This is a genomic window from Microbacterium sp. CCNWLW134 (assembly GCF_037083565.1).
Classification (GTDB): Bacteria; Actinomycetota; Actinomycetes; order Actinomycetales; family Microbacteriaceae; genus Microbacterium.
Map to the genome: position 1 here is coordinate 628,759 of NZ_JBAOJU010000001.1, position 11,255 is coordinate 640,013.

The window sequence follows — 11,255 nt, forward strand, 5'->3', positions numbered from 1 at the left end:
CGCAGAGCGTTCCAGCTCCTCCAGTATGCAAGGTCGGAAACGGTCTGTCTGTAGGTAGTTTGGGGGACAAATCGTCGATTTCGACGGATTTTTTCAGCCCGCGTACCGACCCCATCCGACGTCGCGGCGAAGGGGCTGGCGCAGCCCCCGCTGCGAGAGCGACCAGGCGCTCCGGGCGGGGCGGTCATCGGCGACGGCCTCGGCCGATTCGGCGGCGTACTCCTCGCTGACCACGGCGATGAGGGCGGCGAGCTCCTCCTCGGTGGGCGCACCGCGACGCACGTCGATCGCGACGGGCGGCAGGGTCTCGCCGGATTCGCCCGCTCCGCCGCCGCGCGGATCGCTCGCCGTGCTCACAGCGGGATGTTCCCGTGCTTCTTCGGGGGCAGGCTCGCCCGCTTGCCGCGGAGGGACCGCAGCGCCTTGGCGACCGCGACCCGCGTCTGGGCAGGCTCGATGATCCCGTCGAGTTCACCGCGCTCGGCGGCGAGGAAGGGAGACGCGACGTTGTAGGTGTATTCGTTCGCGAGGCGGGTGCGCACCGCCGCGACATCCTCACCCGCTTCCTCAGCGCGCTTGATCTCGCCGCGGTAGAGGATGTTCACCGCGCCCTGACCACCCATCACCGCGATCTCGGCGGTCGGCCAGGCGAGGTTCACGTCGGCGCCGAGCTGTTTGGAGCCCATCACGATGTAGGCGCCGCCGTAGGCCTTGCGGAGGATGACGGTGACCAGCGGAACCGTGGCCTCGGCGTAGGCGTACAGCAGCTTCGCGCCGCGGCGGATGACGCCGGTCCACTCCTGATCGGTGCCGGGGAGATACCCGGGCACGTCGACCAGGGTGAGGATCGGCACGGAGAACGCATCGCAGAAGCGCACGAACCGGCTCGCCTTCTCGCCCGCGTCGATATTCAGGGTCCCCGCCATCTGCGAGGGCTGATTGGCGATCACGCCGACCGTGCGCCCCTCGACCCGGCCGAAGCCGATCACGATGTTGGGGGCGAAGAGGGGCTGTACCTCGAGGAAGTCGCCGTCGTCGACCAGGTGGCCGATGACGCCGTGGATGTCGTAGGGCTGGTTCGCGGAGTCGGGGATGACGGTGTTGAGGCTTCGATCGGCGTCGGTCGTCTCGAACTCGAACGCCGTCTCGTAGACCGGCAGCTCCGACATGTTGTTGTCGGGGAGGAACCCCAGGAGCGTGCGGGCGTAGTCGATCGCGTCGTCCTCGTCCTCGGCGAGGTAGTGCGCCACGCCGGAGCGGGTGTTGTGGGTGTGCGCGCCGCCGAGCTCCTCCATCCCGACGTCTTCGCCGGTGACGGTCTTGATGACGTCGGGCCCGGTGACGAACATCTGGCTGGTCTTGTCGACCATGATGACGAAGTCGGTCAGGGCGGGGGAGTACACCGCGCCACCGGCGGCGGGCCCCATGATGATCGAGATCTGGGGGATGACGCCGGAGGCGGCGGTGTTCAGGCGGAAGATCTCGCCGTACTTGCCCAGGGCCACCACGCCCTCCTGGATGCGGGCCCCGCCGGAGTCGAGGATTCCGATGATCGGGATGCCGCCGCGGAGGGCGAACTCCATGATCTTGATGATCTTGTCGCCGGCGACCTCGCCGAGCGAACCGCCGAAGGTGGAGAAGTCCTGCGCGTAGACCGCGACCGTCCGGCCGTGGATCGTGCCGGTCCCCGTGACGACCGAGTCGCCGTAGGGGCGGGATTTGTCCATGCCGAACGCGGTCGTGCGGTGGCGGACGTACTCGTCGAACTCGACGAACGAGCCGGTGTCGACCAGCAGCTCGATCCGTTCGCGGGCGGTGAGCTTGTGCTTGGCGTGCTGCTTCTGCTGCGCCGTCGCCTCGGCGTCGAGAACGGCCTCCTGATAGCGCGCCCGAAGGTCTGCGATCTTGCCTGCGGTCGTGTAGAGGTCGGGCTGATCGGTCACGGGTTCCACCCTATCGGCGGGGGCTCGCGAGCCCTTGGAGGGTTCGCACAAGCGGTTCGCGATTCCGCTGTGCTCGGCGCACGCCTGCGGCCCGCGGCGCGCCCGCGGCATCCGTCCGTCCCTCTCCCCGCGCGCGTGCCCGCGCGGCCTAGACGCGTACACCGTGCGGCGGAGAGTCCTCGTTCCGGCCGATCGTCCGCGCGCGAAGCGGGAGTCGAGGGGCGACCGAGCCGCGCGCAAGCCCCCCGCGTGCTGGATCGACCGCGCATAGGGTGAGGTCATGCCGATCCCCACCGACGGGTATCCCCGCGCCGCCGCCGTCAGCCCCCGCGTCCAGATCACCGAGTCCACCGACTCCACCAACGCCGACGTCCTCGCCGCCGCCGGCGCCGACCCGGCCGGCTGGCCGCATCTCTCGGTGCTCCTCACCACCGACCAGCGCGCCGGTCGCGGCCGCCTCGACCGCAGCTGGACCACTCCGCCCGGCACCGCGCTGGCCATGTCGGTCGTCGTCCGCGTGCCCGCCCTCCCCGTCGGAGCACGCGGGTGGATCCCGCTCGTCGCCGGCGCCGCGATGGCCCGCGCCGTCGGCGCTCAGCTGCGCGGCACGCCCCACTCGGCCACGCTCAAGTGGCCGAACGACGTGCTCATCGACGGCGGCAAGGTCTGCGGCATCCTCGCCGAGGTCGTTCCGGGCGCCCCCGACGCCGTCGTCGTCGGTGCCGGGGTGAACACACGGATGACACGGGCAGACCTCCCGGTCGACACCGCCATCTCCTTCGCCGCACTCGGCCTCACCTGCGACGACGACCGCCTCGTCGCCGACTTCCTCTCGGCGCTCGATGAGCAGCTCAGTGCGCTGGTCGCCGGAGGAGGGGATGCCGCGGCATCCGGGGTCTCCGGAGAGGTGAGCGCCCTGTGCTCGACCCTCGGCGCCGACGTCGCCGTGCACCTGCCCGACGGCACCCGCCTCACCGGCCGCGCCGCCCGGCTCGACGCCGACGGGCGGCTGGTCGTGGAGGACGCCACGGGGCTCGAGACCGCGGTCTCGGCCGGAGACGTCGTGCACGTGCGCTGATCCGATTCCGGGCGGGAGCGGCGCTCGCCGGGTGTGGTGCGCCCGAATGTCGGGCCCTGCCCCGACAATGGGTGCATGACGCACCCGACCAGCTTCGCCGGGCGTCCTGCCACTCCCGCACCGGGAGTGCCGACGCCCGAGCTGCGGATCGCGCGGGTGCGCTCGCATGCCCGGAGGCTCTTCTGGTCGGCGCTCATCCTCATCGCGGTCGCCGGCGCGGCCGGTTTCTTCTGGGGGAATCTTCCGGCGCCGTTCGAGAACTGGATGCTGCTGACCGCAGCCGCCGTCGTCGTGTTCCTCCTCGTGCTCCTGCCGTTCGTGGCCTGGTGGAGTCGCGTCTACACGATCACGACGCGAAGGGTCATCGAGCGTTCCGGCATCTTCGCAACCCGTCGCCGCGATCTGTCGCACGTGCGGGGCTACACGATCCAGGTGCGTCGAGGCATTCTGCAGCGGATGTGGGGAGCGGGAACCCTCACCCTCTCCAACGGTGCCGACGAGCCGCTCCGGATGAAGAACATCCCCGGCGTCGTCCTCGTGCACGAGGTGCTCGTCGACCAGGTCGAGGTCAACCAGATCCTCGCGCATCGTGATGCGCAGGCCTCGGTGTCGGGGCCGTACCCGCCGGGACCGCCGCCGCCTCTGCCGCAGCTCGGCTGAGGCGGTCCGCGCCTGCGGGTGGCCGGCGACGGGGCGGGAGCGGCCGTCTGCGCCGGCCTCGCGTCTGCGTGAACTCGCCGACTGCGCGAAGATGGCCACGGCGCGAAAAGGCCACGGCGCGAAAGAAGCAGTCGAGCGGAAGGATGTCCCATGGCGTTGCGAGTCGGAGTCGTCGGGGGAGGGCAGCTGGCGCGGATGATGATCGCGCCGGCCGTCGAGCTGGGGGTCGAACTGCGGGTCCTGGCTGAGGACGACGGAATGGCCGCGGCGCTCGCGGCCACCGCGGTCGGCGACTACCGCGACGCCGACACCGTGCTGCGGTTCGCCCGCGATGTCGATGTCGTCACCTTCGACCACGAGCATGTGCCCCAGGACGTCCTCGGCGCCCTCGTCGATGCAGGTGTGGCCGTGCGCCCCGGGCCCCACGCGCTGCGGTTCGCTCAGGACAAGCTGCACATGCGCCGGCGCCTCGCCGAGCTCGGCATGCCCCAGCCCGACTGGGCAGCCGTCAGCGATGCCGCCGGGGTCGGGGCCTTCCTCGCCGATCATGGCGGCCGTGCCGTGGTGAAGACCCCGCGGGGTGGCTATGACGGAAAGGGCGTGCGCGTGGTGTCATCCGAACACGACGCCGACGACTGGTTCACGGCCCTCGCCGAAGACGGTCGCGGCGGCGAGCTTCTCATCGAGGAACTCGTTCCCTTCACCCGCGAACTCGCCCAGCAGGTCGCTCGGCGCCCGTCGGGCGAGGTGCGGGCGTTCCCGCTCGTCGAGACGGTCCAGCGCGACGGCGTCTGCGCCGAGGTGCTCGCTCCGGCCCAGCGCACCGGTGAACGCGAGCAGCAGGTCACCAGTGAGATCGCCGTCGGTATCGCCGAGGGGCTGGATGTATCGGGGATGCTGGCGGTCGAACTCTTCGAGACCGCCGGCCGTGTGCTCGTGAACGAGCTCGCGATGCGCCCCCACAACAGCGGCCACTGGACCCAGGACGGCGCGGTCACGAGTCAGTTCGAGCAGCACCTGCGCGCCGTGCTCGACCTGCCGCTCGGCGACCCGTCACCCAAGGCACCGTGGACCGTCATGATCAACATCCTCGGGGGTCCCGCCGAAGGCGGCCTCACCGAACGATTCAGCGACGCGATGGCCCGCCACCCCGAGGCGAAGGTGCACACGTACGGCAAGGCGCCGCGACCCGGCCGGAAGGTGGGGCACGTCAACGTCTCGGGCGACGACCTCGACGACGTCGCCTACGCCGCCCGGGCGGCGGCGGCGGTGTTCCTGCACTGAGCAGCACCGGCGCTGCGCGCCGTTGCGGGCTTCTTCCAGTTCGGCGCCCTAGCCTTATCGGGTGACAGGGTCTTTCGCGAGCGCTGAATCCGACGCGCGCACCGCTCCGCATCACGACTCCCCGCTGCACGCGGCCTCCGAGCCGCTGGTCGGCGTGGTCATGGGGTCTGATTCCGACTGGCGGGTCATGAGCGACGCCTCCCAGGTGCTCACCGACTTCGGCATCCCGCACGAGGTCGAGGTCGTCTCGGCCCACCGCACGCCCGACAAGCTCATGGCGTACGGGCGCGGGGCGCGGGCCCGCGGCATCCGTGTGATCATCGCCGGCGCCGGCGGTGCCGCGCACCTGCCCGGCATGCTCGCCTCGGTCACCGCCCTACCTGTGGTCGGCGTGCCGGTGCAGCTGGCGACCCTCGACGGGCTCGACTCGCTGCTGAGCATCGTCCAGATGCCCGCCGGCATCCCCGTCGCGACCGTGTCGATCAACGGGGCCAAGAACGCCGGGCTCCTCGCCATCCGCATCATCGGGGCGGGCGACCCCCGCGTCGCCGAGCAGGTCGAGGCGTACGCCCGTGACCTCGAGACGGCGGTGGAGGAGAAGAACCGCCGCCTGAAGGAGTCGCTGTGAGCGTGGCGAGCCCGCCGCGGACGACGACACGCGGATCATCCGGTGCGCGCGGCCGCGTGCTCGAGGAGCGCCCGCTGCGTTTCCCCGACGCCCGCTCGACGGCGATGATGACCAGGCGCGGCTGGTGGCTGGTGGGACTCAACTTCCTGCTCCCGGGCTCGGCGCAGATCGTCGCCGGCAATCGCCGCCTCGGCCGGGTCGGCATCGCCGCGACCCTGGTGTCGTGGCTCCTGGCCGTCGGCGCCGTGCTCACGTCCGCCTTCGCGCAGACCCTTTTCCTCACCCTCGCGACCAACTGGTTCGTGCTTTTGCTCGTCCAGGTGATCCTCATCGCGTATGCCGCCCTGTGGATCGTGCTGACGATCGACACGCTGCGGCTGGTCCGGCTGGTCCGCACCGGACGAGCCGCCCGCTTCGGCATCGCCGCGTTCGCCGTCGCCCTGCTCGTCGTCGCCAGCGGCACCGTCGGGTACGCCGCGCAGGTCACCGGTACGGCACGCGACACCCTCGGCGCGATCTTCGGTGCGAGTGGACCCTCCGTCCCCCCGTCGGACGGGTACTACAACATCCTGCTCCTCGGTGCCGACAGCGGAGAGGGCCGCGATTCGATGCGGTTCGACAGCATTTCGGTCGTCTCGGTGAACGCCGACACCGGTGCGACGACCATCACCGGCATCCCGCGCGACATGCCCCACTTCCCCTTCGCACCCGGGCCGATGCAGGACCGCTATCCCGACGGCCACCAGGGATTCGCCGACCCCAGCTGCGGGTGGGGGAGCGGGATCAACCAGCTCCGCACCGAGGTGGAGGTCTGCCAGGACGGCAACACCATCTACCCCGATGCGGTGGCCAACGGCTCGGCTCCCGGCATCGAGGCGACGAAGGATGCCGCCGAAGGCATACTCGGGATCGAGATCCCGTACTACGTCTTCATCGACATGCACGGCTTCGCCTCGCTCGTGGACGCCCTCGGCGGCGTCGAGATCGAGGTCGCCGAGCGTCTGCCCAAGGGCGGCGGTCCGGCCTACGACGGTCAGCCCGCCGAGGAATGGGCGATCGGATGGATCGAGCCGGGCCTGCAGCGCATGGACGGCGACACCGCGCAGTGGTACGCCCGTTCGCGATACACCACGAGCGACTTCGACCGGATGCAGCGCCAGCGCATCCTGCAGCAGGCGATCCTCAACCAGTTCACTCCGCAGACGGTGCTGACCCGGTTCCAGGACATCGCCGCCGCCGGTGCCGACATCGTCGAGACCGACCTGCCGCAGTCGCTGCTGCCCTACCTCGCCGAGCTGGCGCTGAAGGCGCAGGAGCAGCCGGTCACGACGATCGAGCTCATCCCCGAGTTCGGCATCGACGAGTACGACCCCGACTACGCCTACGTGCAAGAGCTCGTGCGCACCGCGCTTCATCCGCCCACCCCGACGCCGACGCCGGAGGGCTGATGACCGCCACGCTCCGAGTCATGCTCGACCAGGTCGCGGTGCCGACCGACAACGACCTCGCCGAGGCATCCCGCGAACTCGCCCGCGCACTCGTCGCCGGGGCTCCCTCGGGAACCGAGGTCGAAGCGATCGTGCCCGCGCAGACGGATGCCACGGCGCTGCGTGCCGCCGTTCCCGGGCTTGCGGGGGTACATCCCGCGGCGCTGCCGCGCCGCGAGCTGTCGGTGGCCGTGCAGCTGGGCGCACCCACGGGCATCGGTGCGGGCATGATCCACTCGCCGACGCTCATGGCGCCGCTCGTGCGCCACGACCGGGTGCACAATCACGACCAGACGGTCGTCACCGTCTGGGACAGCCGGGCGTGGGATGCGCCGGGCGAGCTGCCCCGCGGCGCGCTGTCGTTCCAGCGGGCGATGATCAAGCGCGCCGCGAAGCACGCCGACGCTGTCGTCGTGCCGACCCACGCCCTCGCACGAAGGATCGCGGGGGTTGTGAACCTGGGGGAGCGGATCCGTGTCATTCCCGGCGCGGCGCCGCTCGGCTTCGCCGTGCCGAACGACGAGGTCGGCCGGCGGCGAGAGCTCGACCTGCCCGAGGGGTTCGTGCTGCTCGCCGGTTCGGCGTCGCGGAATTCGGACGGGCTCGCCGTCGGGCTGGCCGCGGTCGCGCGATCGGGTGTGGATCTCCCCGTCGTGGTGATCGACGCGCCGGAGGGGGAGGAGCCCGCGATCGCCGACCTCGCCGAGGCGGCCGGGCTCCCCGAACGACGCCTTCACGTGCGCGGAGCGTTGGAGACCTGGAACCGCGCTGCAGTCTTCGGTGCGGCGCTGGCGTTTCTCGCGCCGTCGCGGCGCGAGGCGTTCCCCTGGCGCGTCGTGGACGCGCTGACCCTCGGCGTGCCGGTGCTGGCCGCGGCATCCGATTCGCACACAGAGGTCGTCTCCGACGGCGGTCGGCTCGTCGACGAAGCGGACGACGCCGTTCTCGGCGACGCCCTCGGCGCCACCCTGGCGGAGACGCTCGGGTCGGTGTCGGCCGCCGAGCGGCTGGGCGTGCTCGCGGCAGACCGCGGACGGGCGTTCTCCTGGGCGGAAGCGGCCGACAAGGTGTGGCACCTGCACGCCGACCTCTGAGTGGCTTCGTTCCGGAGCGCGACGGCGGTGGGGATTCGGCGCGCGAACCCCCACCGCCCTTCAGCTAATCGAAGTAGGACTCGCAGGCTATGCCATCGCCATCGCCATCGAGTCCGTAGACGTCTCCGTACGCCGGAAAGTAGAAGTTGAACTCAGCCTGGGCTTCGGCCTGTGAACCGAAATTGCCACAGTCCTTATCCGCGGGACGAGGCGGTATTCCTCGCACGTCTGGGGCGGGTCGGCCCATCGCAGTCCACTCGGCCAGACTAATCGGACGATTGACAGTCGGACCGGCGTACCAGATTGTCGCGTCGCCGTACTGGCGATAAACCTGGTCTCCGGGGAATCGAGCTTGGACAGAGGGATTCGGGAATCCTTCGTTACTCCACCGCGCGTAGTCGATAGGCGCACCTGCACCTGCTGAAAAGTCGGTGAGGAAGGCGATGTTGTTATCCCAGCTCAGCTTGACGAAGCCCTGGTCCGCGCGTCGGTCAAATGGCCTGAAATCCGAAGCTGCCCATTCCTCATAAGTGAGGGCATGCTTCACCCCGCCGACGTCCTGGACGAAAATCTGGTCCGAACTAGCCCACTGGTAATAGGTCGAACCCTCGATCCATCCCGCCAATCGCGGTCCAGGGTTTCCCGCTCTCGTCCATTCGCCCAGTGTCAGGTGCTTCCACACCCAGCGGCTCGGGTCGGGCCCGAAGAACGTGACGGCGCTGATCGAAGGAGACCAAGCGTAGCGGACGTAATCCGTCGGGGCCGCGGTCGGGGACGGGAAACCAAGCTCCTGCCATTCCTCGAAGGAGAGCGGAACGATCGCCGAAGCCGACACTTGCCAGACTGTCCCGTCGTACGACGTCACGAAATAGGCAGGGGTCTCGGCTTCAGGTTCACAATCAACTACGACTGTCTCGTTGAGGATGTCGATGCCCGTCGAGTAGATCCGAACGCCATAGTCCCCGTCGGCCCGATATCCGAATCCGAGCTCGGTCGATGCGTTTGGCTCCGCGAGAACACCGTCGCCGAAATCAGGTGCGCCGTCAAGATCTGAATCGACGTCGATCAGCACCTCGACAGTATCCGAACCTGCATTCTGGATCTGCACGACGAAATTCTGCGCTGCGCCGCAGTCGACCACGACTGCGGCCGTTACTGGTGCTTCTACCACGGCTGCATTTGCGGTGTTCGTTAACAACGCCGAGCCCATCGCTCCGACGACCAGTGCCGTCATTCCGGTGCGAGCGACTCGCGACGCTTTGCCGCCTGAACGGCCTCGTTCCCCCAGCATTCATCCTCCAATGAGAGCATCGCCTCCGTTGGCGCGCTGGAAAGACTCTAGCGTCACTCGATCGAGAAACCAGGTCGGCCGTCAGGCTCGCATGAGTTGAACGGCGCGCTTACTGTCCCCATCGAACTCGACTCGTCCCGAGCGGAGGAGAATGCCCCGCTGACAGAGCTGCGAAACCATGTCCAGGTCGTGGGAGACCACGACCATCGTCTTGCCCTCGGCGTGCAGCTCGCGAATGCGTGCCAGACACTTCTTCTGGAAGGGTTCGTCTCCGACCGACAGAATCTCATCGATGAGCAGGATGTCGACTTCGGTGTGGATGGCGACGGAGAATGCCAAGCGGAGGAACATCCCAGAGGAGTAGTGCTTGACCTCCGTGTCGATGAACTGCTCGATCTCGCTGAAGGCGACAATGTCATCGAACCGCGCCAGTGTCTCCTTCTTGGTCATTCCAAGGATCGCTGCGTTCAGGTAGATGTTCTCTCGCCCGGAAAGGTCGGGGTGGAAGCCAGCTCCGACTTCGATCAGGCCAGCAACTCGGCCGCGCGTACGAATCGATCCGTGATCAGGCGTCAGGACACCGGAGATCAGCTTGAGCATCGTCGACTTACCAGAACCGTTGAACCCGAGGAGCGCGACAGACTCTCCTTCTTCGATCTCGAAAGATACGCCGTCGAGTGCGTGGAAGTCCGTCGTCAACGGCTTTCGCCGCACAGCAGCGAGAAAGGTCTCCTTGATCGAGTGGGTGTGCCTGAGCTTGAAGTCCTTCCGCACGTTCTCGACGAGGATGCTCGACATGGTGTCGGTCGACTCAGAGGTCTTGTGCAAAGCGGCCCTCCAAACGGCGGAAGACGAACTGACCAGCAACGAGAACGATCAGCGCGGTGAGCATCGATATACCGGCGAACAGCCATAGATCAGGGAGCAACTGCCCGTTCCGCGGATTCAGCGGCGACCAGATCCCGTAGTGGAACAGTTCCACGGCAGGAGTGATGGGGTTCAGCCGATAGGCGGTGAACATCCACTCGGGCAGCACTCCCGCGACCATCTCCCACTGGTACATGACCGGCGACGCCCAGACGGACATCATCACGATGATCTCCACGAAGCTCTGCGCGTCGCGGAAAGTCACGTTGATCGCTCCGAAGAGAAGTCCGAGACCGGTTGCGAGGCAGGCCACGATCACGAGCGCGAGGAGAAGCGCGGCGATGTGCAATAGAGAGGGTGCCCACCCGAAGAACAGCGCGATGACGATGATGACCAGGATCTGCGGAAGGGAGTTCACCGCAGCGATCAACATGCTGGATACAGGGAACATCTCGCGCGGAAGATAGATCTTCTTGATCAAGGCCGCGTTATCGACCAGCGACCGAGTCCCGTTGGCGAAGGCCTCATTGAAGAAGGTCACCACGGTGATCCCGGCTAGTAGGTAGATCGGGAAGAAGTCGACGCGACCGTTCATGCCGAGAAACACCCCGATGGCCACGTAGAAGACGACGAACTGCACGAGCGGCTTGACATAAGACCAGGCCCAGCCGAGCACCGACCCGCGATAGCGGATCTGGACCTCCTTGCGCACGATCAACGACAGCAGGTAACGACGTCGGAACACATCGAACAGTCCGACGCTGCGTCCGGGCTGCTCGAGCGCAGTGGAGTCGGTCAGGGCGCGAGACATGGTTTCCTCAGGGCATAGGGGGACCCGAAGCGGGCCGTTTCATCTTAGTGACGCGCGGCTGTCGGGTTGCTCCAAGCGCGCATTGCTAGGCTTCGTCAGGCTGCCACCCGGC

11 protein-coding genes are annotated in these 11,255 nt (G+C 68.2%); 6 read left to right on the forward strand and 5 right to left on the reverse strand.

The features are described from left to right. Positions 1-93: 93 nt before the first annotated feature. Both V6S02_RS02915 and V6S02_RS02920 read right to left on the reverse strand, forming a co-directional pair. Complete coding sequence (locus V6S02_RS02915; RefSeq protein WP_124294395.1) at positions 94-303, reverse strand: acyl-CoA carboxylase subunit epsilon; 210 nt, start codon at positions 301-303, stop codon at positions 94-96. 50 nt (positions 304-353) lie between these two features. Continuing rightward, positions 354-1,952, reverse strand: coding sequence for an acyl-CoA carboxylase subunit beta (locus V6S02_RS02920; RefSeq protein WP_336399811.1), 1,599 nt, complete (start codon positions 1,950-1,952; stop codon positions 354-356). A gap of 271 nt (positions 1,953-2,223) precedes the next feature. Between V6S02_RS02920 and V6S02_RS02925 the strand changes: the two genes are divergently transcribed. From V6S02_RS02925 to V6S02_RS02950, 6 genes are all read left to right on the forward strand, one after another. After that, positions 2,224-3,021 (forward strand): biotin--[acetyl-CoA-carboxylase] ligase, encoded by a 798-nt coding sequence (locus V6S02_RS02925; RefSeq protein ID WP_336399812.1) that lies wholly within the window; start codon positions 2,224-2,226, stop codon positions 3,019-3,021. Positions 3,022-3,096: 75 nt separating this feature from the next. Further along, positions 3,097-3,681, forward strand: a complete 585-nt coding sequence (locus V6S02_RS02930; RefSeq protein ID WP_336399813.1) for a PH domain-containing protein — start codon at positions 3,097-3,099, stop codon at positions 3,679-3,681. A 150-nt stretch (positions 3,682-3,831) separates the two neighbouring features. Further along, positions 3,832-4,965, forward strand: a complete 1,134-nt coding sequence (locus tag V6S02_RS02935) for a 5-(carboxyamino)imidazole ribonucleotide synthase (protein ID WP_336399814.1) — start codon at positions 3,832-3,834, stop codon at positions 4,963-4,965. A gap of 160 nt (positions 4,966-5,125) precedes the next feature. Next, on the forward strand, positions 5,126-5,593 hold the full coding sequence (gene purE / locus V6S02_RS02940; RefSeq protein WP_336400767.1) for a 5-(carboxyamino)imidazole ribonucleotide mutase: 468 nt from the start codon (positions 5,126-5,128) through the stop codon (positions 5,591-5,593). Further along, a complete protein-coding gene (locus V6S02_RS02945) occupies positions 5,590-7,041 on the forward strand; it encodes an LCP family protein (protein WP_336399815.1) in 1,452 nt (483 codons plus the stop codon). The genes purE and V6S02_RS02945 overlap by 4 nt, the downstream gene beginning before the upstream one ends. Further along, complete coding sequence (locus V6S02_RS02950; RefSeq protein WP_336399816.1) at positions 7,041-8,174, forward strand: glycosyltransferase; 1,134 nt, start codon at positions 7,041-7,043, stop codon at positions 8,172-8,174. The genes V6S02_RS02945 and V6S02_RS02950 overlap by 1 nt, the downstream gene beginning before the upstream one ends. A gap of 64 nt (positions 8,175-8,238) precedes the next feature. Here the strand turns inward: V6S02_RS02950 and V6S02_RS02955 are convergent, their stop codons facing one another. The 3 genes from V6S02_RS02955 to V6S02_RS02965 all read right to left on the reverse strand — a co-directional run bounded on the left by V6S02_RS02955 (position 8,239) and on the right by V6S02_RS02965 (position 11,143). After that, complete coding sequence (locus tag V6S02_RS02955; RefSeq protein ID WP_336399817.1) at positions 8,239-9,408, reverse strand: excalibur calcium-binding domain-containing protein; 1,170 nt, start codon at positions 9,406-9,408, stop codon at positions 8,239-8,241. A gap of 138 nt (positions 9,409-9,546) precedes the next feature. Then, positions 9,547-10,263, reverse strand: a complete 717-nt coding sequence (locus V6S02_RS02960; RefSeq protein WP_336399818.1) for an ABC transporter ATP-binding protein — start codon at positions 10,261-10,263, stop codon at positions 9,547-9,549. A gap of 13 nt (positions 10,264-10,276) precedes the next feature. Then, positions 10,277-11,143 (reverse strand): ABC transporter permease, encoded by an 867-nt coding sequence (locus V6S02_RS02965; protein WP_336399819.1) that lies wholly within the window; start codon positions 11,141-11,143, stop codon positions 10,277-10,279. Positions 11,144-11,255 lie beyond the last annotated feature (112 nt).

What these genes read in the sequence shown, in the direction of transcription:
- V6S02_RS02925 (WP_336399812.1), top strand. Translation starts at nt 2,224, where the DNA reads ATGCCGATCCCCACCGACGGGTATCCCCGCGCCGCCGCCGTCAGCCCC.
- V6S02_RS02930 (WP_336399813.1), top strand. Translation starts at nt 3,097, where the DNA reads ATGACGCACCCGACCAGCTTCGCCGGGCGTCCTGCCACTCCCGCACCG.
- V6S02_RS02935 (WP_336399814.1), top strand. Translation starts at nt 3,832, where the DNA reads ATGGCGTTGCGAGTCGGAGTCGTCGGGGGAGGGCAGCTGGCGCGGATG.
- purE (WP_336400767.1), top strand. Translation starts at nt 5,126, where the DNA reads ATGGGGTCTGATTCCGACTGGCGGGTCATGAGCGACGCCTCCCAGGTG.
- V6S02_RS02950 (WP_336399816.1), top strand. Translation starts at nt 7,041, where the DNA reads ATGACCGCCACGCTCCGAGTCATGCTCGACCAGGTCGCGGTGCCGACC.
- V6S02_RS02955 (WP_336399817.1), bottom strand. Translation starts at nt 9,408, where the DNA reads ATGACGGCACTGGTCGTCGGAGCGATGGGCTCGGCGTTGTTAACGAAC.
- V6S02_RS02960 (WP_336399818.1), bottom strand. Translation starts at nt 10,263, where the DNA reads ATGTCGAGCATCCTCGTCGAGAACGTGCGGAAGGACTTCAAGCTCAGG.
- V6S02_RS02965 (WP_336399819.1), bottom strand. Translation starts at nt 11,143, where the DNA reads ATGTCTCGCGCCCTGACCGACTCCACTGCGCTCGAGCAGCCCGGACGC.